General features: G+C 74.0%; 17 protein-coding genes. 8 read left to right on the forward strand and 9 right to left on the reverse strand.

Translation table 11 applies throughout. From position 1 onward, the window contains the following. The first annotated feature begins 424 nt into the window (after positions 1-424). Together ACFY7C_RS31215 and ptsP are read left to right on the forward strand one after the other, a co-directional pair. Positions 425-874, forward strand: a complete 450-nt coding sequence (locus ACFY7C_RS31215; protein WP_389656984.1) for a PTS glucose transporter subunit IIA — start codon at positions 425-427, stop codon at positions 872-874. Between the two features lie 100 nt (positions 875-974). Beyond that, a complete protein-coding gene (gene ptsP, locus ACFY7C_RS31220) occupies positions 975-2,645 on the forward strand; it encodes a phosphoenolpyruvate--protein phosphotransferase (protein WP_389656987.1) in 1,671 nt (556 codons plus the stop codon). A gap of 58 nt (positions 2,646-2,703) precedes the next feature. Here ptsP and ACFY7C_RS31225 read toward each other — a convergent pair whose 3' ends face one another. Together ACFY7C_RS31225 and ACFY7C_RS31230 are read right to left on the reverse strand one after the other, a co-directional pair. Continuing rightward, complete coding sequence (locus ACFY7C_RS31225; RefSeq protein WP_389656990.1) at positions 2,704-3,597, reverse strand: hypothetical protein; 894 nt, start codon at positions 3,595-3,597, stop codon at positions 2,704-2,706. Positions 3,598-3,619: 22 nt separating this feature from the next. Then, positions 3,620-4,903: an MFS transporter gene (locus ACFY7C_RS31230; RefSeq protein ID WP_389656993.1), complete on the reverse strand. Its 1,284-nt coding sequence runs from the start codon at positions 4,901-4,903 to the stop codon at positions 3,620-3,622. A gap of 47 nt (positions 4,904-4,950) precedes the next feature. On the opposite strand from ACFY7C_RS31230, the gene ACFY7C_RS31235 reads away from it, so the two are divergent. Then, complete coding sequence (locus tag ACFY7C_RS31235; protein ID WP_389656996.1) at positions 4,951-6,270, forward strand: aminotransferase class I/II-fold pyridoxal phosphate-dependent enzyme; 1,320 nt, start codon at positions 4,951-4,953, stop codon at positions 6,268-6,270. 63 nt (positions 6,271-6,333) lie between these two features. Here the strand turns inward: ACFY7C_RS31235 and ACFY7C_RS31240 are convergent, their stop codons facing one another. Then, positions 6,334-8,301, reverse strand: a complete 1,968-nt coding sequence (locus ACFY7C_RS31240) for an acetoacetate--CoA ligase (protein WP_389656999.1) — start codon at positions 8,299-8,301, stop codon at positions 6,334-6,336. A gap of 215 nt (positions 8,302-8,516) precedes the next feature. Here ACFY7C_RS31240 and ACFY7C_RS31245 point away from each other — a divergent pair, with 215 nt between their 5' ends. Beyond that, positions 8,517-10,925 (forward strand): glycoside hydrolase family 31 protein, encoded by a 2,409-nt coding sequence (locus ACFY7C_RS31245; protein WP_389657001.1) that lies wholly within the window; start codon positions 8,517-8,519, stop codon positions 10,923-10,925. A gap of 133 nt (positions 10,926-11,058) precedes the next feature. On the opposite strand, the gene ACFY7C_RS31250 is transcribed toward ACFY7C_RS31245, so the two are convergent. Then, positions 11,059-11,637 carry an NUDIX domain-containing protein gene (locus ACFY7C_RS31250; RefSeq protein WP_389657004.1) on the reverse strand — a complete coding sequence of 193 codons (579 nt, stop codon included), beginning with the start codon at positions 11,635-11,637 and terminating at the stop codon, positions 11,059-11,061. Here ACFY7C_RS31250 and ACFY7C_RS31255 point away from each other — a divergent pair. The 3 genes from ACFY7C_RS31255 (at position 11,636) to ACFY7C_RS31265 (ending at position 14,271) form a co-directional block, all read left to right on the forward strand. Then, a complete protein-coding gene (locus tag ACFY7C_RS31255) occupies positions 11,636-12,463 on the forward strand; it encodes a M15 family metallopeptidase (RefSeq protein WP_389657007.1) in 828 nt (275 codons plus the stop codon). The genes ACFY7C_RS31250 and ACFY7C_RS31255 overlap by 2 nt on opposite strands. 78 nt (positions 12,464-12,541) lie before the next feature. Further along, positions 12,542-13,087, forward strand: coding sequence for a Zn-ribbon domain-containing OB-fold protein (locus ACFY7C_RS31260; protein ID WP_389657010.1), 546 nt, complete (start codon positions 12,542-12,544; stop codon positions 13,085-13,087). Beyond that, positions 13,084-14,271: a lipid-transfer protein gene (locus ACFY7C_RS31265; protein ID WP_389657013.1), complete on the forward strand. Its 1,188-nt coding sequence runs from the start codon at positions 13,084-13,086 to the stop codon at positions 14,269-14,271. The genes ACFY7C_RS31260 and ACFY7C_RS31265 overlap by 4 nt, the downstream gene beginning before the upstream one ends. Positions 14,272-14,333: 62 nt before the next feature. On the opposite strand, the gene ACFY7C_RS31270 is transcribed toward ACFY7C_RS31265, so the two are convergent. Genes ACFY7C_RS31270 through ACFY7C_RS31285 form a run of 4 tightly spaced genes read right to left on the reverse strand, consistent with a single transcriptional unit; the run spans position 14,334 to position 18,680 of the window. Next, a complete protein-coding gene (locus ACFY7C_RS31270; protein WP_389657016.1) occupies positions 14,334-14,945 on the reverse strand; it encodes an ATP/GTP-binding protein in 612 nt (203 codons plus the stop codon). Continuing rightward, positions 14,926-15,354, reverse strand: a complete 429-nt coding sequence (locus tag ACFY7C_RS31275) for a DUF742 domain-containing protein (RefSeq protein ID WP_389657019.1) — start codon at positions 15,352-15,354, stop codon at positions 14,926-14,928. The genes ACFY7C_RS31270 and ACFY7C_RS31275 overlap by 20 nt, the downstream gene beginning before the upstream one ends. A gap of 15 nt (positions 15,355-15,369) precedes the next feature. After that, positions 15,370-15,810 carry a roadblock/LC7 domain-containing protein gene (locus tag ACFY7C_RS31280; protein WP_389657022.1) on the reverse strand — a complete coding sequence of 147 codons (441 nt, stop codon included), beginning with the start codon at positions 15,808-15,810 and terminating at the stop codon, positions 15,370-15,372. Further along, positions 15,807-18,680: a nitrate- and nitrite sensing domain-containing protein gene (locus tag ACFY7C_RS31285; protein WP_389657025.1), complete on the reverse strand. Its 2,874-nt coding sequence runs from the start codon at positions 18,678-18,680 to the stop codon at positions 15,807-15,809. Before ACFY7C_RS31285 ends, ACFY7C_RS31280 begins: the two co-directional genes overlap by 4 nt. A gap of 458 nt (positions 18,681-19,138) precedes the next feature. Here ACFY7C_RS31285 and ACFY7C_RS31290 point away from each other — a divergent pair, with 458 nt between their 5' ends. Then, complete coding sequence (locus ACFY7C_RS31290; protein ID WP_389657028.1) at positions 19,139-19,498, forward strand: hypothetical protein; 360 nt, start codon at positions 19,139-19,141, stop codon at positions 19,496-19,498. A gap of 73 nt (positions 19,499-19,571) precedes the next feature. Here the strand turns inward: ACFY7C_RS31290 and ACFY7C_RS31295 are convergent, their stop codons facing one another. After that, positions 19,572-24,455, reverse strand: coding sequence for a hypothetical protein (locus tag ACFY7C_RS31295; RefSeq protein WP_389657031.1), 4,884 nt, complete (start codon positions 24,453-24,455; stop codon positions 19,572-19,574). Between the last annotated feature and the right edge of the window lie 22 nt (positions 24,456-24,477).

Below are 24,477 nucleotides of genomic sequence, written 5' to 3' on the forward strand. Positions count from 1 at the left end.
CCTCCGGGCGCTTCCTTCGTTTCCGACTCTATCAGATCTTTCCGATCCGATTTCCTCGGTGCTTTCCGGGTCCTATTCGACTTTCGTCGTTTCGGTCCCTTCGGCGGGGTCAAACACTACCAGGCTTTTTCACTCCCCCTGACCACCCCTCCGCAGGCATGCAGAGGTGTAGACCACTGGGGTTAGGATCTGGCTTGATAGGTGCTGCCGACCCACGACTCAACGTCGCGTTGGGGTCAGGCAGGAGTACGACAGTACATCCCACCGCCACTAGAGGCAAATCGTTTCCGGTAGTCCCTAGCTCCGCCCAACTGGTACGTCTCGTGCGGAACCGGGACTTCCCATGACATAGGCTTCTGAACAGTACGCCGTCCAGGACAGGCAGTGACGGCGCCACACCATCTCCGCCCCTGGGAGGCTTCCCATGACAACCGTGACGTCGCCACTCGCTGGACGCGCCATCGGTCTCGCCGCAGTACCCGACCCCGTCTTCTCCGGCGCGATGGTCGGTCCCGGCACCGCCATCGACCCTGTGCGTGAGCCCTCCGAGGCCGTCTCGCCCGTCGACGGCGTCGTCGTCTCTCTCCACCCGCACGCGTTCGTCGTCGTCGACGGCGAGGGCCACGGCGTGCTGACCCACCTCGGGATCGACACCGTGCAGCTCAACGGGGAGGGCTTCGAGCTCCTCGTGAACAAGGGGGACACCGTGACGCGCGGACAGGCCGTCGTGCGCTGGAACCCTGCCGAGGTCGAGGCCGCCGGCAAGTCCGCCATCTGTCCGATCGTGGCCCTTGAGGCCACCGCGGACTCGCTCTCCGATGTCGTCGACGACCAGGACGTGAAGGCCGGCGACCAGCTCTTCGGCTGGAACTGACCGCCTGCTCGTCCCTTGACGCGCACGCGCGCGCGTACGAGCGCGCGCCCACGACATTCAACGCGGCGGCCCGGCCGCCGCTCTATCGGAGACGGGTGAGATGGAGACAACGCTGCGAGGCGTCGGTGTCAGCCACGGGGTGGCGATCGGCGAGGTCCGGCACATGGGCACGGCGGTTCTGGAGCCGCCGGCCAAGCAGATTCCGGCCGATGAGGCGGAGCGCGAACAGGGGCGCGCCCGTCAGGCCGTGGAGGCTGTGGCGGCCGATCTGATCGCTCGGGGCAATCTGGCCGGTGGCGAGGCGCAGGCGGTGCTCGAGGCCCAGGCGATGATCGCCCAGGACCCGGAGCTCATCGCCGACGTCGACCGTCGGATCGCCGTCGGCAGCACGGCGGAGCGGGGCATCTACGACGCGTTCTCGCACTACCGGGAGCTGCTCGCGGGTGCCGGTGAGTACATGGCCGGCCGGGTGGCCGACCTGGACGACGTGCGGAACCGGATCGTGGCGCGCCTGTTGGGTGTGCCGATGCCGGGTGTGCCGGACAGTGACGAGCCGTATGTGCTGATCGCGCGGGACCTGGCGCCCGCGGACACGGCGCTGCTCGACCCGACGCTGGTGCTCGGTTTCGTGACCGAGGAGGGCGGGCCGACGAGCCACAGCGCGATCCTCGCGCGTGCGCTGGGTGTGCCGGCCGTGGTCGCGCTGCCGGGTGCGGGCGAGCTGGCCGAGGGCACGGTCATCGCGGTGGACGGTTCCACGGGTGAGATCTTCGTGGAGCCGAGCGAGGAGAAGAAGGCGACGCTGACGAAGGCCGCCGAGGAGCGCAAGGCCGCGCTCGCCGCGTCCAGTGGTCCCGGGGCGACGTCGGACGGGCACAAGGTGCCGCTGCTGGCGAACGTGGGCGGGCCCGCGGACGTTCCGGCGGCGGTGGAGGCCGGTGCCGAGGGCGTGGGTCTGTTCCGTACGGAGTTCCTGTTCCTGGACGACAGCGAGCGGGCGCCGTCGGAGGAGAAGCAGATCGAGGCGTACCGCAAGGTGCTCGAGGCGTTCCCCGAGGGTCGTGTGGTCGTCCGCGTGCTGGATGCCGGGGCGGACAAGCCGCTGGACTTCCTGACGCCGTTGGACGAGCCGAACCCTGCCCTGGGCGTGCGGGGGCTGCGGACGCTGCTCGACCACCCGGAGGTGCTTCGGACGCAGCTGACGGCGCTGGCGAAGGCCGCCGAGGGTCTGCCGGTGTACCTGGAGGTCATGGCGCCGATGGTGGCCGACCGTACGGATGCGAAGGCGTTCGCCGACGCGTGCCGTGAGGCGGGGCTGCGGGCGAAGTTCGGGGCGATGGTGGAGATTCCGTCCGCCGCGCTGCGGGCGCGTTCGATCCTGCAGGAGGTCGAGTTCCTGTCGCTGGGTACGAACGACCTCGCGCAGTACACGTTCGCCGCCGACCGTCAGGTGGGTGCGGTGTCGCGTCTGCAGGATCCGTGGCAGCCGGCGCTGCTGGACCTGGTGGCGCTGTCCGCGGAGGCGGCGAAGGCCGAGGGCAAGAGCTGTGGTGTCTGTGGTGAGGCGGCCTCGGATCCGCTGCTGGCGTGTGTGCTGACGGGTCTGGGGGTGACCTCCCTGTCGATGGGTGCGGCGTCGATCCCGTATGTGCGGGCGACGCTGGCGAAGTACACGCTGGCGCAGTGTGAGCGTGCGGCCGCGGCGGCGCGTGCGGCGGACACGGCGCACGATGCGCGGATGGCCGCGCAGGCGGTGCTGTCCGGGGAGTGATCCCTGGCTGTGATGGTGGAAGGGGCTTCCCGCCTTGTGGCGGGGAGCCCCTTCGGCGTCAGTGGGGGTGGGGGTCGTCGTCGTGGTGGAGGGGGAAGCCGGCGCGGTAGTCGACGTGGGGTTCGGGGGCGATGGGTTCGCCGGTGCGGGCGTCGGTGCAGTAGGCGTCGAAGACTTCGGCCTCGGTGAGGGGGTGGAGGCGTCCGTCGTGGAGGCGCCAGCCGTGGAGGCGGTCTCGGGCGCCGGGCGTGGTGGTGCGCAGGACGACGCCGCCGGGGGTGCCGAGGGCGATGCCGGCGGCGAGGACGGTGACGAACTCGGCGCCTTCGGAGCTGTCGAGGCGGGCGGGTCCTGTGGTGTGGCGGGTGATGTGGAGGGTGGCGATGAGCTGTTCGTCGGCGGCGGGGACGCTGCAGACGAGGTGGTGGGTGCCGGGGCCGGCCGCGTCGAGGAGGCGGAGCAGGAGGGAGGAGGCGCGGTCGAAGGCGGCGGTGCCGATGTCCTGGCCGCAGTCGGCGCAGGTGCCGGCGTCGGTGAGGAGCATCGTGGCGTACTCCCAGGTGGCGCGGCGGACGGCGGTGTCGACGAGGGTGGGGAGGAGTGTGGTGAGGGGTTGGCCGGTGTAGGTGACGCGGGCGCCGGTGGCGGCGCGTTCGGCCGTGTAGCGGCTGCGGCTCGTGGGGCGGTCGGGGTCGAGGCCGGTGTCGGCGCAGTAGTCGGCGTAGTCCTCGGGGTCGAAGAGGGCGACGGTGGTGTGGCCGCCTTGGGCGGCGAGGGTCTTGAGGAGGCGCTCGACCTCGTGGAGGTAGTGGGTGTGGTCGTCGAAGGTGAAGGTCTCGTACTGCCGCATGGCGGTGAAGTCCTCCTCGTCGGCGAGGAGGGCGAGGGTGCCGGCGACTTCGCGGCGGAGTGCGCGGCGCTGCGCGGTGGTGGTGTGGTGGTGCTGGGTCATGTCTCCCCCTGAGCGCTGTCGATCAGTGCTCACTCACCGTAACCTCCGGCACTGACAGTGACGGCTTGGTCGGCTTCGGGAGGCGGTCGCGGATCAGGTGGTACTGGGCGGCTCCGGCGGCGACGAGGGCGAGGCCGAGCAGGGGCCAGGCGAGGGCTCCGGCGGTCATGACGCCGGTGACGAGGAGGGGTCCGGCGAAGCGCTGGGTGGAGTGGGCGGTGCCGTGGACGCCGAGGTAGGCGCCCTGGGCGTCGGCGGGGGCGAGGGCGACGGAGAGTTCCCACGAGGCGGTGGCGTGGATGATCTCGGCGAAGGTGAGCGCGATGACGGCGACGGCGAGGGCGGTGATGGCGAGGGTGCGCCCGCCGGCGGCGGAGGCGGCGAGGGCGAGGGTGCCGACGACGAAGAGGCCGCTGAGGGGGATGAGGAGGCGGCGGGCGGCGTGGGTGGTGGTGGCGAAGCGGGCGAGGGGGACCTGGAAGAGGACGACCAGGACGGTGTTGAGGACGAGGAGCAGCGGGGCGAGGCCGACGGGGGCGGCGGTGGCGTGGACGATCCAGAGGGGGACGGCGACCTGGAGGATCGTGTCGTCGAGGAAGAGGGCGGCCTCGGTGGCGGTGTAGGCGAGGAAGGTGCGGTCGCGCCAGGGGTTGGCGGGCTTGGCCCTGGGGGCGTCGGTGTCGGCGGCGGCGAGGCGGGACGGGGACGGCGGTTCGGTGCAGCGCAGGGTGAGGAGGGCGATGACGGCGTAGGTGAGGACGTTGCCGAGGAGGAGGAGTCCGTAGGCGCGGGTGCTGCCGGTGGCGAGGGCGGCGGCGGCGCCGAGGCCGCCGATGGACCAGCCGATGTTGACGGTGGTGCGCTGGATGGCCTGGTAACGGACGCGGTCGGGGCCGGCGACGCGGGCGGCGTAGAGCTTGATGAGGACGCTGCCGGCGCGGTCGGGGAGGGCGCCGAGGGCGGAGTAGAGGGTGAGGAGGAGGAAGTGGTCGGTGGTGAGGAGGGCGAGGAGGGCGGCGCCGCGCAGGAGTTGGGCGGCGACGATGACGCGGACGAGGGGGAAGCGGTCGGCGAGTCGGCCGGCCAGCGGGGCGCCGGCGATGCCGACGCCGCCGGCGACGGTCATGAGGAGGCCGACCTGACCGAGGCTCAGGCCGGAGACGTAGGTGAAGTAGAGGGCGGTGCAGCCGGCCCAGAGGCCGGTGCCGGTCTTGTCGATGATGCTGACGAGGAGCATGCGGCGGCCGTCACGGCCTCCGGGGATGCGGTTCAGCGCGGTGCGGTGCCATGAGGCGGGGCGGCTCACTCGGTTCCCCCTTGACGCGAGTTTTGTATTGATACATAGTTCTGTACGTGGCAACACAATATTCGATCCAGGGGACGACGGCCAAGGGAATTGCCGCGTCCGTCGAACACGGCGTGACCGACGGCGACCTCTCGCCGGGCGACCCGCTGCCTCCGGTGCGGCGCCTCGCCGACGAGCTGGGCGTCAGTCCCGGCACGGTCGCGACCGCGTACAAGGAACTCCGGCGGCGGGGTCTGGTGGTGACCCGCGGGCGTGGCGGCACGGTCGTGGCCGAGGCGCCCTCGGTCGCCTCCCGGCGCCCGCCCCGCGTGCCGGAGGGCCTGGTGGACCTCGCGAGCGGTCACCCCGACCCCGCGTTCCTGCCGGTCCTCAGGCCGCCGGCCGAGGTGCGTCCCGCGTTCGGCTCGCACCGTGCCGCGCCCCGGCTCACGGCGCTGGAGGAACTGACCCGCGCCTGGTTCGCCAGGGACGGGGTTCCGGCGGAGCGCGTCACCTTCGCGCACGGGGCCCTCGACTGCATCGCCCGGCTGCTCTCGGTCGAACTGCGGCCCGGTGACGCGGTCGCCGTGGAGGATCCGGGATTCCACCATCTCCTCGACCTGGTGCCGGCCCTGGGCCTGCGGATGGTGCCGGTGACCGTGGACCGTGAGGGCATCGTGCCCGAGGCCCTGCGGACGGCGCTGCGGGCCGGGGTGCGCGCGCTGGTGTGCACCCCGCGCGCCCAGAACCCCACCGGGGCGGCCTTCTCCCCCGCCCGGCGCGACGAACTGGCCTCGCTGCTCCGGGAGTTCCCGGAGGTGCTGGTGGTCGAGGACGACTACACCGTGGAGATCGAGGGCCCCGTCGCGCCCACCCTGGCCGCGGCCGGCCTGGAACGGTGGGCGCAGGTGCGGACCGTATCCAAGCGCCTGGGCGTCGACCTGCGGTGGGCCGCGGTCGCCGGTGACCCGGTGACGATCGCCCGGCACGACGGGCGGATGCTGATGACGTCCGGCTGGGTCAGCCACGTCCTTCAGGAGACGGTCGTCGGACTGTTCTCCGACCCCGGGGTGGCCCGGCTCGTGGCCGCGGGCGAGGCCGTGTACGCGGAACGGCGGCGGGCCCTGAGCGGCGCGCTCGCCACGTACGGCATCCGCTCGGCGGAGGGGACCGGGCTCAACGTGTGGGTGCCCGTGCGCGACGAGTCGGCCGTGGTGAACGGGCTGCGGACCCAGGGCTGGTGGGTGGCGGCCGGGGCCCGGTTCCGGATCGACGCCCCCACCGGCGTACGGATCACGACGGCGACGCTCCTGCCCGCGGACGCCGAGCGGCTCGCGGCGGACTTCGCGGCGGTCCTCGGCGACGCCCAGGCCACCTACGGCGGGTGAGGCGGACGACGCGAGGGCCCCGCGCGCGTGCGTGGGGCCCTCGTCGTGGCTGTCGGCTCGTGGCTATCGGCGGGTGCGGGCCAGCTCCTCGTAGAAGCGCAGCAGGTCGAGGTTGTCGACCGAGCCCGGGTTGACCGCCTTGGCCATCGGCGTGCCCTGGAGGAGGCGCTTGACCGGGACCTCGATCCGCTTGCCCGTCAGGGTGTGCGGGACGCCGGGGACCTCGATGATCTCGTCGGGCACATGCCGCGGTGAGAGCTCGGCGCGGATCGTCGCCTTGATGCGGCCGATGAGCTCCTCGTCCAGGGTGGCGCCCTCCGCGAGGTGGACGAACAGGGGCATCCAGTACCCGCCGTCCGGCTCCTCCAGGCCGATGACGAGGGACTCGCGGATCTCCGGGAGGCGTTCCACCGCCTCATAGATATCGGCGCTCCCCATACGGACGCCCTGGCGGTTCAGGGTGGAGTCGGAGCGGCCGTGGATGACGACCGAGCCGTGGTCGGTGATCGTGATCCAGTCGCCGTGGCGCCACACGCCGGGGAACATCTCGAAGTAGCTGTCGCGGTAGCGGCGGCCGTCCGGGTCGTTCCAGAAGTGGATCGGCATGGACGGCATGGGGTTGGTGACGACGAGCTCGCCGACCTCGCCGACGAGCGGCTTGCCCGAGGGGTCCCAGGACTGCAGGTCGGTGCCGAGGCCCGCGGCCTGGAGCTCGCCGATGTGGACCGGAAGGGTGGGTACGGCGCCGGCGAAGCAGGAGCAGACGTCGGTGCCGCCGCTGACGGACGCGATCCACAGATCGGCGCGGACCTCGTCGTGAAGCCAGCGGAAGCCGTCCGGAGGCAGCGGCGAGCCGGTGGTGGCCACGCACTTCACCCGGGACAGGTCGAAGTCCCGGCCGGGGTGCACGTCCGCCTTGGCGCAGGCCATGACGTACGCGGCGGAGGTGCCGTACAGGGTGGCGCCGGTGCGCTCGGCGACGCGCCACTGGGCGGCGGTGTCGGGATAGCCGGGGCTGCCGTCGTAGAGGACGACGGTGGTGCCGGTGAGCAGGCCGGAGACGAGGAAGTTCCACATCATCCAGCCGGTGGAGGTGTACCAGAAGAACACGTCGTCGGGGCCGAGGTCGCAGTGCAGGCCCAGCTGCTTGACGTGCTCGACGAGGATGCCGCCCTGGGACTGCACGATCGCCTTCGGCAGCCCGGTGGTGCCCGAGGAGTAGAGCACCCACAGGGGGTGGGAGAACGGGACCTGCTCGAAGACCGGCTCGGTGTCGGCCGCGGTGAGGTCGGACCAGGTCAGGGCGCCTTCGGGCGCGGGCGTGCCGAGCAGCGGGATGTGGACGACGGCGCGCAGCGAGGGCAGTTCGGCGCGCAGCTCGGCGACGGTGTCGCGGCGGTCGTGCTCCTTGCCGCCGTAGCGGTAGCCGTCGACGGTGAACAGGACGACGGGCTCCACCTGCTGGAAGCGGTCGAGGACGCTGCGGGCGCCGAAGTCGGGCGCGCAGGAGGTCCAGACGCCGCCGACGGCGGCGGTGGCGAGGAGGGCGACGACGGCCTCGGGGACGTTGGGCAGGTAGCCGGAGACGCGGTCGCCGGGCCGGACGCCGAGGCGGCGGAGTTCGGCGGCCAGCGAGCCGACCTGACGGCGCAGCTCGGCCCAGGTGATCGGCGTCGGCTCATGTGTCTCGTCCACATGGAGCAGGGCCGTGGCGTGGGGGCGCTCCTCGGCGGCGCGCAGCGCGTGCTCGGCGTAGTTCAGGGTGGCGCCCGGGAACCAGTCGGCGCCGGGCATGGAGCGGTCCCCGAGGACGCGCTCGTACGGGGTGGAGAAGCGGAGGTCGAACCACTCGGCGACGGCCGCCCAGAAGGCTTCGAGTTCCTCGACGGACCAGCGGTGCAGGGCCTCGTAGCCGCCCTCGGCGGGGGCTCCGTGGCGCTCCGCCGCCCAGGCCTGGAAGCGGGTGACGGCGGCCGCGGCGATGCGGTCCTCGTCAGGCTGCCAAAGCGGCTCGGTCTGCGCTGATGTCATGGGTCGGCTCCCTGGCTGTACGCGGGGTCTGCGTGTGTCTCGCGCACGTGCGGGGGTGTGCGCGTGACGCGGCTGACAGGGACGATGCCATGTGATCCTCTTTCGCACCAGGGTTCCCCGCCCATGGTCGGGGAGCTGAATATGTGCTCCCACCACGGGTGAACGGCAGTTGAACGGACCTCGCACGCCCCTGCACGGATGGCAGGGTGATCCACATGGACGGTCGTGAGCTGGTGCGTTCGATGAGGGTGCTGGGGTCGGTGCAGGGGTTGCGGGCGGTGCGGGCGGCGTGGCGGCGGCACCGCATCGATGCGCGGGCGCTGCCGCCGAGGGGTGCGGAGCGGGCCCGGGTGCCGGGTGCGGTGGGCGGGGCGGAGCCGTCGCCCGGCGGCGGGACCATCCGCTTCGCCCGCTCCGAGCTGCGGATCTCCGTGTCGGCGAACGGCACCGTCTTCTGGGGATGGGACGGCGTCGGGCCGCTGCCCTCCTACGCGCTGGCCGGCGATCCGCCCGAGCCCGATCCGCGCGCCGTCCTGGAACCGGACACGGACGGCGGCTGGCGGGTGGTGTCGGAGCGGGTGACGGTCGCGGTCTCCCGGCACGGGGCGGTGGAGGTCCGCACCCCGGGCGGGGTGGTGCTGCGCCGGGACCTGCCGCCGCGCTGGTGGGAGCCGGTGCGCGACGGAGAGGGCCGGGGCGAGGCGGCGGGTGGCGGGTCGGCGGCGGGTGGCGCGGCGGCGGGCCGGGCGGGGCGCTGGGTGCAGCGCAGCGAGGTGCCGGCGGACGCGCGGTTCTTCGGGCTCGGCGGCCGGGCCTCCGGGCCGCGGCTGCGGGACGGCTCGTACCGGCTGTGGAACACCGACCCCTCGGCGGCCTTCTCCCCCGGCGACGACCCGCTCTACATCACCATGCCGGTGCAGCTGGTGGTGGCGGACGCGGGGACGCACCTGGCCTTCCACGACAACTCCTGGGACGGGCGGGTGATCCTCGCCGAGGGCGAGGAGGGTGCCGGGTCGGGGCACGACCGGCCCGGCACGAGCGAGGTCCGGATGGAGGGCGGTCCCCTGCGCTGCTGGGTGATCGTCGGCACCCCCGCGCGCGTACTGCACGGCTGGGCGGCGCTGACCGGCGCGCCGGCGCTGCCACCGTCCTGGGCGCTCGGTCCGCAGCACGCGCGCTGGGGCTTCGGCAGCGAACGGGAGGTGCGGCGGGTGGTGGACGGCTACCGGGACCGGGGGCTGCCGCTGTCCGTACTGCATCTGGACATCGACCACTACGACGGGCACCGGGTGTTCACCGTGGACCGGGAGCGGTTCCCCGGCCTGCCCGGGCTCGCGGCCGAGCTGCGCGAGCGCGGGGTGCGGCTGGTGTCGATCGTCGACCCGGCGGTGAAGGCGGAGCCGGGGAACCCGGTCTACGAGGAGGGGCGGGCCGCAGGGGCGTTCGTGCGGGACGACCGGGGCGAGGAGGTGCGCGGGGTGGTGTGGCCCGGCGAGTGCGCCTATCCCGACTTCACCGATCCGCAGGCTCGGAAGTGGTGGGGCGGACTCTACGAGGAGCGGCTGAAGCAGGGCTTCTCCGGTGTCTGGCACGACATGAACGAGCCGGTCGCCTTCGCGCCCTTCGGCGACCGTACGCTGCCCCGCTCGGCCCGGCACGATCTCGAGGGGCGCGGCGGGGACCACCGCGAGGCGCACAACGTGTACGGGCTGGCCATGGCCCGGGCGGGGCACGAGGGGCTCTGCCGACTGCGGCCGGAGGAGCGGCCGTTCCTGTTCTCCCGTTCGGGGTGGGCGGGGATGCAGCGGTACGGCGGGACCTGGTCGGGCGACGTGGCGACGGGCTGGCCGGGGCTGCGGGCCTCGCTGGCGCTCGTGCTGGGTCTGGGGCTGTGCGGGGTGCCCTATTCGGGGCCGGACGTGGGCGGATTCGACGGTAGCCCGTCGCCGGAGCTGTTCCTGCGCTGGTACCAGCTGGGGGCCTGGCTGCCGCTGTTCCGCACGCACGCGGCGATCGACGCGGGGCGGCGCGAGCCCTGGGAGTTCGGGCCCGAGGTCCTGGAGCACGCGCGGGCCGCGCTGGCGGAACGGGAGCGGCTGCGGCCGTACTTCGTCACCCTGTCGCGGCTGGCGCGGATGACGGGCGCGCCCTATGTGCGGCCGGTGTGGTGGGGGACGCCGGAGGACCGGGCGCTGCGGGACTGCGAGGACTCCTTCCTGCTCGGGGACTCGCTGCTGGTCGCGCCGGTGCTGTCCCAGGGCACGGACCGGCGGGCGGTGCGGCTGCCGCGCGGCTGCTGGTACGACACGGCGACGGGGCAGGCGTACGAGGGGCCCGGTCAGGTGCTGCTCGACGCGCCGCTGTCGCGCGTTCCGGTGCTCGCCCGGGCGGGCGCGGTGATTCCGGTGCGGGGCGAGGCCGACGAGCTGGTCCTGGAGGTGTGGGCGCCGCCGGCCGGGCGTACGGGCGGCGGTCTGGTCGTCCGGGACGCGGGCGACGGCTGGGAGCCGGCGGAGATCGAGCGCTACCAGTCGCGGCGGGTCGACGGGCGGGTCGTGGTGGAGCGGGTGACGGACGAAGGGGCGGAGGAGGCGGGGTTGCGGGTGCGGGTGCGGGGGCTGTGACGGGATCCTGGATCCGAAATATTGGATCCAGGATCCTGAACATTGGATCCCATACATCAGATCCAATACGTCGTCGGATCCCCTACGTCGGATCCAGGATCCAGGATCCCGGATATTGGATCCCATCGCCCCCTCACCCATACGCCCCCGCGAAGAAGCGCCGCACCGCCTCCGTGTGGAGCAGGAAGGCCAGTTCCTCGGGGCCGTGCAGCAGGTGGTGCCCGCTGGTCTCGTCGGTCGGGGTGGACGGCGGGAGTGCGTCGGCCGGGCGGGTCGGGAGGAGGCCGAAGAGGAGGAGGTGGCCGGCCGGGGAGCTGAGGGCGTCGGCGAGACGGACGTCGGCGGCACCGGCCTCGATCCCGGTCTCCTCGCGCAGTTCGCGCACCACGGCCTCCCGCCAGTCCTCGCCGAAGTCGATGAAGCCGCCGGGCAGGGCGACCCGGCCGGTCTGGGGCGGGATGGTGCGGGTGATGACGACGAGTGCGGTGCCGTCGGCGCCGGTGACGGGCAGGAGGGCGACGGCGACCGGAAGCGGGTTGCGGTAGGCCGTGGTGCCGCAGGCGGGGCAGGTGCGGGGCCAGTCGGCACCGGTTGCGGCCGGGTGGCGGGCGCCGCAGGAGGAGCAGTGGGAGTGCGCTGAGTAGTCGGTCACGGGCCGACCGTATGCGATCGGCCTTTCCCGCCGCTGCCGTACCTGATAGACGGTGCGCATGACAGGACTGAAGCGACTGACAGGACGTGTCTCCGCTCTCCGCGCCCTCGGCGCGCTGGCCCTCGCCGGCCTGCTCGCCGCCACCGCCGCCGTGCCCTCGGCCGGCGCGGCGCCGGAGCCCAGGGCGCCGCGGGAGTTCGTGGCGCTCGACCGGGTGGACCCGACGATCGTCCAGGAGATGCGCTACACGACGGAGCACAACTTCGTGGGCGAGCCGATCGACGGCTACCGCCAGCCGGTGTGCATCCTGACCCGGCCGGCCGCCGAGGCGCTGCACCGCGCCCAGGTGAAGCTCCTGGCGCGGGGTTACACGCTCAAGGTGTACGACTGCTACCGGCCGCAGCGGGCGGTGGACCACTTCGTGCGCTGGGCGAAGGACCTCGACGACGAACGGATGAAGGGGGAGTTCTATCCGCTGGTCGACAAGTCGCGGCTGTTCGCGGACGGTTACATCGCGGAGAAGTCGGGCCACAGCCGGGGTTCGACGGTGGACCTGACGGTCGTGCGGCTGCCGGCCGCGCCGACCCGCCGCTACGTGCCGGGCGAGCCCCTGGTGGAGTGCTTCCGGCCGCAGGACGAGCGCTTCCCGGACAACTCCCTGGACATGGGCACCGGTTTCGACTGCTTCGACACCCTCTCCCACACCGACGACCCCCGGATCCAGGGGCCCCAGCGGGCCAACCGGGAGCTGCTGAGGAACGCGCTGGCCGAGCAGGGCTTCGTCAACCTGCCCGAGGAGTGGTGGCACTTCACCTTCAAGCCGGAGCCGTTCCCGTCGACCTTCTTCGACTTCCCGGTGGCCCGCAGGTCGGTGGCGGGGCACTGACGTCCTCCCCTTCCCCGGCCCGATCCGCCCGTGCCACACTTCTGACGGATCGTCAGATGACGTCGTGAGGAGCTGCTGATGGCACGGGCGCGCAGGCCGGTGGTGACCGGCTGGTTCACCGACGACGCCGACGGAACGGCGCCCGCGGAGGAGTTCCGGCTCCTGGGGACGCGCTGCACGGCCTGCGCGTCGGTCTTCTTCCCCCGCGAGGACGACTGGTGCCGCAATCCGTGCTGCCCCGGCGGGGGCGAGCTCACCGAGACCCCGCTCTCCCGGCGCGGCCGGATCTGGTCGTACACCGACGGCCGCTACCGCCCCCCGGCGCCCTACGTCTCGGACCCGGACGCGCCCTGGGAGCCGTACACCCTCGTCGCGGTGGAGCTCGCGGCCGAGGCCATGGTGGTCCTCGGGCAGGCCGCGCCGGGCGTACGGACGGCCGATCTGGCGGTGGGCGCGGAGGTCGAGCTCGTGCCGGGCGTGCTCAACGAGGACGACGGGCACGTCTGGACCACCTGGCACTGGCGGCCGGTGGCGAGAGACTCCAGGGAATCCCGGGACGCCGGGGACTCGGTGGACACCCGGGACTCCGGGACCTTCGGCGACTCCGGGGAGGCCCGGGCATGAAGGACATCGCCGTGCTCGGCGCCGGGATGCACCCGTGGGGCAAGTGGGGCCGCGGCTTCGTCACCTACGGGACGGCGGCCGCGCGGGCCGCGCTCGCCGACGCCGGCCTCGACTGGCAGGACGTCACGTCGGTCGTCGGCGCCGACACCGTGCGCTGCGGCTATCCCGGTTACGTGGCGGGAGCCACCTTCGCCCAGGCACTCGGCTGGCAGGGCGCGCGGGTGACCAGCGTCTACGCGGCCTGCGCCTCCGGGGCACAGGCGATCGGCACCGCCCGGGCGCAGATCCTGGCCGGGCTCGCGGACGTGGTCCTGGTGGTGGGCGCGGACTCGGCGCCGAAGGGCTTCTTCGCCCCGGCGGGCGGCGACCGCCCCGACGACCCGGACTGGCTGCGCTTCCGGGTGCTCGGGGCGACCAACCCCGCCTACTTCGGGCTCTACGCCCGGCGCAGGATGGCCCTGTACGGGGACACTCCCGAGGACTTCGCCGAGGTGAAGGTGAAGAACGCGGCGGCGGGGGCGCTCAATCCGCTCGCCCGCTACCGCACGCCGGTGACCGCGGCGGACGTGGCCGCCTCGGCCGTGGTCGCCGATCCGCTGCGACTGCTCGACATCTGCGCGACCTCCGACGGGGGCGCGGCGCTGGTCCTGTCGAGCATGGAGTTCGCCCGGCGGCGCGGGCACCCGGACCCGGTCCGTATCCGAGCGGTGTCCACGGTCACCCCGACCTATCCGAAGACCGTCCTCGACCTGCCCGACATCGCGACCGACTCGGCGGTGGCGGTCTCCCCCGCGCCCCTCACCTTCCGGGCGTCGATCGCCCGCGCCGCGTACGAGGAGGCGGGGATCGGCCCTGAGGACCTGTCCCTCGCCGAGGTGTACGACCTGTCCACGGCCCTGGAGCTGGAGTGGTACGAGGACATCGGCCTGTGCGGGGCGGGCGAGGGGGCGAAGTTGCTGCGGGAGGGGGCGACCGCGCTGGGCGGGCGCGTACCGGTCAACACGAGCGGCGGGCTCGCCTCCTTCGGGGAGGCGGTGCCGGCGCAGGCCATCGCCCAGGTCTGCGAGCTGACCTGGCAGCTGCGGGGGGCGGCGGGCGACCGGCAGGTGCCGGGGGCGCGGGTCGGGATCACCGCGAACCAGGGCCTGTTCGGCCATGGCTCGGCGGTGGTCGCGGTGCGCTGAGGCGGGCGCCCGGCGGCCGGCCTCGCGAGCAACGGGCTCAGGCCGCCGGGGCGGGCGCGGGCTCAGGTCGTCAGGGCGGCCGGGCCGTCCGCGAGGACCAGGGCGTGTTCGACGACCGCGACAAGGACGTTCTTGACCGACTCGCGGTCACGCGCGTCGCACATCAGGAGCTCGACCTCGGGATCGAGGTCGAGCGCGCCCCGGACCGTCTCGGGCGGGAAGCGGCGGGCGCCCTCGAAGCAGTTGACGGCGACCGTGAAGGGGATGCCACGCCGCTCGAAGTAGTCGATGGCGGCGAAGCTGTCCTCCAGGCGCCGGGTGTCGGCCAGCACGACCGCGCCGAGCGCGCCCTGGGCGAGCTCGTCCCACAGGAACCAGAAGCGGTCCTGGCCGGGCGTGCCGAAGAGGTAGAGGACGAGGTCCTCACGCAGGGTGATCCGGCCGAAGTCCATGGCGACCGTGGTGGTCGCCTTGGCCTCGACGCCGTGCAGGTCGTCCACCGGCCGGCCCGCCTCGCTGAGGATCTCCTCGGTCCGCAGCGGACGGATCTCGCTGACCGCGCCCACCAGCGTGGTCTTGCCGACTCCGAAGCCACCCGCCACCAGGATCTTCAGCGTCACCGGTTCGACCGGCGGCTGCTGCCTGCGGCTGGAGCTAGAGCGCCCGAAGGCCATTGATCACCTCGCGAAGGATGCTCACGTCCGGCAGCTCGGCCGGCGGAACGGGGCGGGTCACGTGCACGAGCTCGTCCTCGACGAGGTCGCCGACGAGGACCCGTACCACCCCTACGGGGAGGTCGAGGCCCGCGGCGAGCTCGGCGATCGACTGCGGCTGCTCGGAGCAGCGTTCGACGATCTCCACGTGTTCGGGGGACAGTGTCTGGTCGCGGCCGGGGTCGTCGGCGGCCGGTTCGGGCACCACCACCGCGATGAGGTCGAGCCGGTGGCGGGTCGCGGTGCTGGTGCGGCCGCGGGTCATCGCGTACGGGCGGACCACCGGGCCCGCCTCGTCGTCGAACCAGTGGCCGGGCGCCTCCTCGTGGGCGGCTTCGGTCCGGCCGCCGGTCCGGTCTGCGTCACTCATCCCCGTCCCCCTCACTCATCCCCCGGTCGGCAGCCCGGTCCGGGGCGCCGTGGCGAGGTGCGCGCCGACCCGCTTGACCATGAGGGTCATCTCGTACGCGACCTGGCCGACGTCCGAGTCGGCGTCGGCGAGGACGGCCAGGCAGCTGCCGTCACCGGCGGCGGTGACGAAGAGGAAGGCGTCCTCCAGCTCGACGACGGTCTGCCGGACCCTGCCCGCCTCGAAGTGGCGGCCCACGCCCTTGGCGAGGCTGTGGAAGCCGGAGGCGACGGCGGCGAGGTGCTCGCCGTCCTCGCGGGAGAGGTCCTGCGAGGCGCCGGTGGGCAGGCCGTCGCTGGAGAGCACCAGGGCCTTGCGGATGGAGCCGACGCGCTGGACGAGTTCGTCGAGGAGCCAGTTCAGCTCCCCGTTGCCGTGTGCGGAGCTGTGGGCTGCTGCGGCGTTCGGTGCGGTCATCGACCGTCCCCCTCGGGTGTCGTTCCTGGTGCTGTCGTTTCGGCGTTCTGCCGGCGGCCGCGCTGCCAGCCGCGCTGCATCGAGGCCATGCGGCTGCGCACCTCCTCGGCGTCGCGCTCGAAGGAGTCGGGTTCGGCGGCGGGGCCGGTGCCGGAGCCGGCCGTGGTGCCCTTCCGGTCGCCGTCCCGCCCGGCCGTGGCTCGGTCGTCGGCGCGCAGCTGGGGCGCGAGGCTGGCCTGGCGGACGCGGCGGGGCAGCCCGCCGAACGGGGCGGGGCTCTCCTGCGGTACGGGGACGAGGGTGGGCGCGGGGCGTACCCGGGCCAGCTCCATCGTGTCGTCGGTGCGGGAGCCGGAGGCGCCCGAGGAGCCCGGGATGCCGGACGAGCCCGACGAGCCCGTCGCCCCGGAGGAGCCCGTGGCCCCCCGGCGGGAACGGTCCTCGCCGTTCGTGCCGTTGACCCCGGTCACCCAGGTCACCCCGTCCGTACCGTTCACGCCGTCCTTGTCGGCCGGGCGGCCTGCCGGGCGGGTGCGGCCCGGCTCGTCGAGGCGCCGGCCGTGGTCGACGACGAGCGTCGGCGGGCGGCGGCGCGGCAGCGGGACGGGCCCGGCGGGCGTGTCGTCGTCGGCATGGACGCCGGGGCGGTCCGCGCTCTGCTGGTGCCGGCCCTGCTTCTGGCCCGGCTTCTGGTGCTGGTGCTGGTCGCCGCGGCGGCGGTGCTCGCGGGCCCGGAACAGGCCGCCCCGCTCGCTCTCGGTGTCGAGGAGGTCGGCCCCGCCGAGGAGGTCGTCGAGGCCGTCGGCGCCGAGCGGGGCCTCCAGCTCGACGGGGCCGTCGAGGGCCGCGTCGCGCACCTTGGTGAGGGCGGGCCGGCCGCCCGTCAGGCTCGCGGGGCCGGCGGTGTCCTTGCGGTCGGGGGTCGTGCGGTCCAGGCTCTTGCGGTCGAGCCGGAAGCCGGCGCCCTGGGTCTCGGGGGCGTCGGTGAGCAGCGCGGCCGGGATGAAGACGACCGCGGTGGTGCCTCCGTACGGGGAGGGCTGGAGCGAGACGCGGACGTTCTGGCGCTGGGCGAGGCGGCTGACCACGAAGAGGCCGAGGCGGTCGGTGTCGGAGAGCTCGAACTCGGGGGTCTCGGCGAGGCGCAGGTTGGCGTCGAGCAGTGCGTCGGGGTTCATGCCGAGGCCGCGGTCGTGGATCTCCAGGGTGAAGCCGTTGGCGACGCGCTCGCCGAGCACCTGGACGGCGGTGTGCGGCGGCGAGAACACGGTGGCGTTCTCGAGGAGTTCGGCGATGAGGTGGGTGAGGTCGGCGACGGCGGGGCCGCCGACGCCGAGCCGGGGCAGCCGGCGGACCTCGATGCGCTCGTAGTCCTCGACCTCGGCGACGGCGGCGCGGACGACGTCCATGAGCTGGACGGGCTTGCGCCACTGACGGGAGGGGGCGGCGCCGGAGAGGATCACCAGGCCCTCGGCGTGCCGGCGCATTCGGGTGGTGAGGTGGTCAAGACGGAACAGGTCGGCGAGCTCGTCGGTGTCCTCGGTGCGGCGCTCCATGGTGTCGAGGAGGGTGAGCTGGCGGTGCAGCAGGACCTGGTTGCGGCGGGCGAGGTTGACGAAGACCTCGGCGACGCCGCGGCGCATGTCGGCCTGCTTGACGGCGGCCTCGACGGCGGCGCGCTGGAGGGTGTTGAGGGCCTGGCCGACCTGGCCGACCTCGTCCTCGGCGTAGCGCAGGTGCGGCACCTCGGTCTCGATGTCGACGTGTTCGCCGGCGGCGAGCCGTCGCATGACGCTGGGCAGGCGGACGCCGGAGACCTCCTGGGCCTCCTTGCGGAGCAGGCGCAGGTCGCGGACGAGGTCGCGGCCGATGCGGACGGAGACGACGACGGAGACGAGGAGGGCGACGAAGCCGAGGACGCCGGCGACGCCCGCCTTGAGCAGCACGCTGTACGCGGCGGGCTGGACGCGGTCCTGGTAGCGGTCGCCCGCCGCGGTGTTCTCACGGGCGAGGTCGTCGAGGACGGGGGCGGTGTGCTCCTGCCACCGGTCGGCGGTGACGGCCCGGGGGTCGTCGGTGGCTCCCGCGGCGATGATCGACTCCTCCGCCTTGCGCAGGGGCGCGGTCTCGGGGCCGTTCCAGTACTGCTCGAAGCGCTGGCGTTCGGCCCCCGGCAGGATCTCCAGATTGGTCTGGTAGAAGAACTTCCGGCCGGCGACGAGGTCGGTGACGGCGCGGATCTCCTCGGTGGTGATGCGCTCGGCGATGAGCGCGGAGACGACGAGGGCGTCCTGGCGGGAGAGGAGTTCGCGGGCGCGGGTGACGCCGACGAGGGCGCGGCCCTGCTTGTCCATCTCGACGTTCTCCAGGGCGTGGAGGGTCAGGAGGAAGCTGTAGCAGGGGTCGACGAGCCGGCTGTAGAAGTCGAGGGCCTGCATGCGGCCGATGCTGCGGTTCTCCACGGAGCGGCGCAGCGAGGAGAGGCCGTCGAGGGCGTCGAGGACGGAGGTGAGCCGCTGGGCGGTGACGGGGCTCATCTCGCCGCGTACACCGGGGTCGGTCGCGTTGCGCCGGATCAGGGCGATCTGGCGGTCGGTGGCCTCGCGTTGCACGCGCAGCTCGGTCATGGCGTCGACGGCGCGGGGGTCGGCGAGGTAGACGAGGGACTGGCGGCGTTCCTTCTGGATGACGCGGACGGTGTCCTCGATGGGGTAGCCGACCTTGTCGACGATGTAGGCGACGTCGAGGAGTTGGCGGGCCTCGCGACCGGTGAGGACCGTCGCGAAGCCCCACAGGCAGGTGAGGGAGACGAGCGGCACCAGGAGCAACGCCACGATCTTCCTGCGGATGGACTTCCCGCGAAAGCGCATGGCCTCCCCCAGCTCGGCCTCCGCGGCCACGGAGGTCGTTCACATCGTCATGTCGTCACGCCCGGCGTCAACACGCGGCGTCAACCTTCAGTTTCAACAAACGGCGGCGCGAGCCTACTACTGCATCACAGCCATCTCGAAGACGCGTCCGGGCGATTTTCAGCCGGTCGAGTGAGTGTTGATCATGAGATGTCCCGGTATTCGGGTAGTTGGGTTCCGCCACTGTGGCGCAGGACACCTTGCGGGACACCGCGGGAGCCGCCAGGTTCCGCCTTCCCCATGATGGCTGGAACTGTTTGTTCCGCTGCGATCGTCTGATGGCCGGGGAGGGGGCCCGGCGAAACCTTTGCCCTCTCTCGTACGTCATTCTGTACCGGGGAGGGTTGTGTCCGCGTAAAGCGGCGCAAGACGGGCAGCAGCTTCCCCGGAGACATCGTTGGTGGGGAGTGACGAGCGCGATGGAACACGAGGCGCGGCCGGTGCGGCAGTTGTGGGTGGAGGACGAGAAGGGCCGTCGCCGGATGCCCGATCCGGTGCGGGCGGCCGCCGTGCGAGCCGTTCTGATCACTTCGGTGACGCTGATTCAGGCGATGGTCGCCTTCTTCTGCTCGATCGCCGGATCGTGGCTGGCGTTCCCGGTGACGGTCATGGCGGTGGGCAGCACCGTGGTGGCGACCTGGAGCGTGCTCGACGTGTGGGTCACGCGCCAGGTGTGGCGACAGCGCAACGGCGTCGTGTCGGAGCCGAGCAGCACGGCCCGCAAGCTGCGGCGCGAGCGGCGCCATGAGGAGCCGGCGGCCCTGTCCGAGGCCGCCTGAGCGACGAGGAGGGCGTTCGGCCCGGCCCCACGACTGGGGCCGGGCCGAACGCCTTCCTCATGACCGCTTCCGGCTACTCCGCCACGGAGGCGGGCGCGGGGCCCGCGGCCGGGGCCGCGGCGGGGTCGGGAGTACGGCGGAACATCCGGGTCGCCGTGATCTCGCCGTGGATGGTCTCGCCCTCCGCGCTCGGCTGGGGCAGGCCCGGGCGCAGGTGCTCCTCCACGCTGATGTACTTCAGGCCCGCCCGCAGGTCGGCGTCGTTGCGCAGCCGGATCACCAGCGGGAACTCGGCGAGAGCCGTCGTGTCGAACAGGCCCGTGGTGTACAGCAGCTGCACGCCGAGCGCGTCCGACACCGCCCGCTGGAGCTCCAGCAGATAGGTGGCGTTGGCGCGGCCGATGGGGTTGTCCAGGAACAGGGTGCCCGCGTGGCGGTGCTTGTCGCGGCCCCGGTCGTTGGAGCGGAGCGCGGCCATCGTGCAGTAGAGGGCGATGGCGGCGGTGAGCAGCTGGCCGCCGGAGAAGACGTCGCCCATCTGCCCGACCGGCACGCGCTCGGCGCGCAGCACCGCGTCCGGCTTGAGGATCTCGACGGCGACACCGCGCGGTTCGAGCGCCGCCTGGACCCCGCGCAGCAGCAGGGACATGCCGTCCCGGCGCAGGTCGGAGTTCTTCCGGACGGCGGCGCGGGTGGCCTCGTCGATCACCTCGCCGAGACGCTCGGTCAGCGTCGCCTGGTCGGGCTCCTCGAAGCGGATGCGCAGGAACTCCTGGCCCGACCACTCCCCCAGGCCCTCGGGCAGCCGGGAGAGCCGCTGGGCGGAGCGCAGGGTGGCGAGCGCGGACTCCACCAGGCCGCGCAGCCGGTCCACGATCGAGTCGCGGTTGCGCTCCAGCTGGGCCAGCTCGTCGGTGAGCACGCGCAGGCGCGGCGCGAAGGCCTCGGCCCACTTCGCCGCGTGCTCCGGCAGCGCGGCCGCGGGCAGTTCGCGGATCTGCTGGCGGGCCGGGGTGCGCACCTGCTCGAATCGGGTCGAGTTGGCGTGCCGTACGAGGATGTCACCGGCCTCGCGGACGGCGGCGTCGGCGGCGGACAGCTCGGCGGCGCAGGCGCGCAGCGAACGGCGGGCCTCCGTCGCCGAGTCGCGGGCCTCCGCCAGCGGTCCGGGATACGGCTCGGGCTCTCCCTGCTCGTCCTCCGCGTGGTCGCGCAGCAGGTCGCGCAGGAGCGCCGCGGTCTCGTCGAAGCCGCCGGCGGCGTCCTCGGCGGCCCGGTGGGCGTGGAGCAGTCCGGCGTGGGCCGCGCGCGCCGCCTCCAGCGCGTCGGTGCGGGCGGCGAGTTCGGTGGTGGCCGTACGGAGCAGGACCTGGGCGTGCTCGGCGTCGGCCGGGATCAGCTCCTCGGGCAGCTCGGTGTGCTCCTCGCCGTCCTCGGGGGCGAGCCGCTCGGCCTCGCCGCGCAGCCGGCCGAGCTTCTCGCTGGCCTCGGAGGCGCGCGTCTCCAGCTTCTGCACGAGGGCCTCGGCGCGGGCCGCGGCGGCCTGGCGGGAGGGGCCGTCGGCGCCGTCGGTGGACTCGAGGAGCTGTTCGGCGCGGGTGCGGACCTTGTTGGTGAGCCGGTCGAGCTCGGCGAGGGCCGCGGACTCGTCGCTCTCCGCGCGGGCCTGCTCGGCGCGCAGGTCGGCGCCGACGCCGACCTTCTCGTACACCTGGGAGGCGGCGCGGTAGGCCTCGCGGAGGGTGGGGAGCGCGACGCGCGGCGCGTCGGCGTCCTCCTCGGGCAGGTTCTCCGGAGCGCCGGCGATCTCGGCGCGCTCGGCGCGCAGCGCGCGGGCGGTGCGGTGGGCGTCGTCGGCGGCGCGCTGGGCGGCACGACGGTCCTCGTCGGCGGCGCGGGCCCGCTCCAGGCAGGTCTGGGCGCGGGCCTCGCACTCGGCGGCGTCGTCGGCGAGCTCGCGCAGCTTGGCCTGCCAGGCGGACCGCTCGCGCAGCCGGAAGGCGAGGCCGGCGAGCGCGTCGGCGACGCGGCGGGCGCGCTGGGCGGCTTCCTGGCGCTCGTCTCGCACCCGGGCGGCGTCGGCGGCGGCCTCCTCGGCCTCCGCCCGTACGGTGCGGGCCTCGGCGAGGGCGGCGGTCGCGGCCTCGGCGGCGGTGCGGGCGGAGGCCGCCGCGGCGGCCAGCTCGGTCAGCATGCCGGGCGGGCAGTCGGCGCGCCAGGCACCGATCCGGGCGGCCAGGGAGCGGTCGCCGGCGAGCCGGGCGGCGAGGGAGCGGATCTCCTCGTCGCGGGCGGCGGCGCGGGCGCGCAGCGCCTGACGCTCCTCGTCGGCGGCGTGCTCGTCGTGCATCGCCGGGTTCGGCGGCACGAGGAAGACGTCCCCGTCCTGGCCGGAGTCGGGCGCGGGCACGGGTGCGAGGAGGGCGGCGGCGGTGCCGACGGCGACGGTGGAGCGGGGCAGCAGGGCGGCGCCGCTCAGCACCTCACGGGCCCGGCCGTACGAGACGGGGTCGGTGATCACGACTCCGTCGACCAGCTCGGGGCGGGCGGCGAGGACGGCGGCGTGGTCGGCGGGGTCGACGGCCTGGGCGAGGTAGCGCCAGCCGGGGAGGGCGGGGATGCCGTGCTCGCCGAGGTACTCGACGGTGGCGAGGACGTCGGGGCCGGGCGGCAGCAGACCGCCGTCGCCGAGGGCGCCGAGGATGCGGTTGTCGTCGGCGGCGGCCGTGCGCAGGTCGAAGAGCTGGCGCTCGGCGGAGGCGATGGACTGGTCGAGCAGGGCGCGCAGGTCGTCGGCGTACCGGTCGAAGTCGGTGACGGTCAGCGGGCCGTCGGCGGCGCCGGTCGCGGCGGGGCCGAAGGCGGCACCGGGGACGGCGGTTCCGGGCCCTCCGGGGCGGTCCGGGGAGGCTCCGGCGGCGCGGCCCTCGGTGGCGACCGGGTCGCCGTCCGGGCCCGAGGCGGCGGTGCCGGGGTCGCCTGCCGCGGTGCCGTCGCGGTCCGTGTGGCCGTCCTCCCGGAGACCGCCGGTACGGCGGGCGCCGGACGCGGAGGCGGTGTCCGGGGCGCCGGTGCGCTGTCCCGGCAGCGGGGAGCCCGCGCCCTGCCCGGCGCCGGGCAGGCTCAGCAGCTCGGCCAGGCGCTCCTCGGCGGCCAGCGACTCGGCGGCGCGGCGCTCGGCGTCGTAGGCGTGCTCGGCGGCCTCGGCCGCGTCGGAGGCACGGGCGGCGGCGAGTTCGGCGCGGGATTCGGCGGCGGCGGCCTCGCGGGCGCGTTCGGCGGTCGTGCGGGCGGCCTCGCGGGCCGCGTCCCACGCGGCGACCGTGGTCTTCTCGGCGTCGCTGGCGGCGAGGGCGGCGCGGGCCGGGTCGGCGTCGGGCGCGGTGTCGTCGAGCCAGCCGGCCCGTACCGCCTCGGCGGTCTCCTGCTCGACCTCGGCGAGGCGCTGGCGCAGGTGGCCGGCCTCGCTGCGGGCGCGCTGGGCCTCGGTGGCGGCTGCGGTGGCATCGCGGTGGGCGGTCTCGCCGGCCTCCTGTAGGGCGGCGGAGCGCTCCTCCTCCTCGGCGGCCTGCCGCTCGCCCTCCTCGGCGGCGGCGGCCAGGGCCCGTACGAGATCGGCGGCGGCCTTGGCGCGGGCGGCGAGCGCCGGGGCGGCGTCCCGCTCGGCCTCGCGGATGGCGGCGGCGACGCGCGCGGAGCGGTCGCTCGCGGCGCGGTGGCGGAGCACGGACTCGGCGGCCTGCCACGCGGCGTGCAGGGTGCGGGCGTCGGTGAGCTCGCGGCGCTGGGAGGCGGCGCCCTTCTCGGCGGCGGTCAACGCCAGGGAGGCGTGCCGGTACGCGAGTTCGGCGGCGACGAGGGCGCTGCGGCCGCGCGCGGTCTCGGCCTCGGAGACGGCGTGGGCGGCGGAGGTGACCTGCTGGGCGAGCTCGGCGGCCCGGCCGCGCTCCTCGGCGGCGCGGGCGGAGAGCCGGCGGGCGAGGGTGCGGGTGCGGCGCTCGGCGCCGGCGTGCACGTCGCGGGCGCGGGCGCGGGTGTCGGCGGCCTCGACGATGCGGGTGAGGAGGTCGACGGAGCCGGCGGTGAAGTCCCGTTCGGCGGTGAGCTCGGCGCGGCGGCCCAGTTTGTTGCCGAATCCGCTCACCAGGTCGGCGAGGCCGTCGGTGTCGCGGGTGTCGGTGACGGCGCGCAGCAGGAGATCCGTGAAGTCGGAGTCCTTCTTGACCGCGAAGAGGCCGGCGGCCTCGCCCTCGTCGGCGTTCATCTCGCGCTGGTAGCGGAAGAGTTCGGGGTCGAGGCCGAGGTCGCCGAGGTGCTCGTTCCAGCGGTCGTGGATCTCCTCCCAGTAGACCTCCAGGTGCGGATAGGCCTTGCCCGCCTCGGTGAGGGCGTCGCGGAAGCCCTTCATGGTGCGGCGGCGGCCGGTGGCGCCGGAGGTGCCCTCGGCGGCCGGGCGGACGGAGGTGGCCTCGGCGACCGGCAGGTTGTCGAGGCTGAGCCCCGGGCCGGGTCGGAAGGAGTACCAGGCCTCGGCGAACTTGCGGGGGTCGTTGGAGACCTGGCGGCCGCGCCACTCGCTGGCCTTGCCGACGACGACGAGTTCGCCGGTGAGGGTGTGCTGCCACTCCAGGGCGACGTGACCGCAGTCGTCGGCGAGGAGGAACTTGCGGAGCACGCCGGAGCTGGCGCCGCCGAGGGTGTTGCGGTGGCCGGGAAGCATGACCGAGAAGATCAGCTTGAGGAGGACGGACTTGCCGCCGCCGTTCTCCAGGAAGAGCACGCCCGCGGGGGCGGGGCGGCGCGGCGGGCCGACCGGCTCGTCCTCGAAGAACTCCGCCTGGGTGGGCGCGGGGTGGGGCACGGGCGCGCCGACTCCGCGCAGGTCCAGGACGGTGTCGGCGTAGCGGGCACCGGCCGGGCCGATGGAGTAGAGGCGGACCCGGGACAGCTCGTACATGCGGCGGACTCTCGTGCTTGTC

This window comes from Streptomyces sp. NPDC012769, assembly GCF_042901205.1.
Lineage (GTDB): Bacteria > Actinomycetota > Actinomycetes > Streptomycetales > Streptomycetaceae > Streptomyces.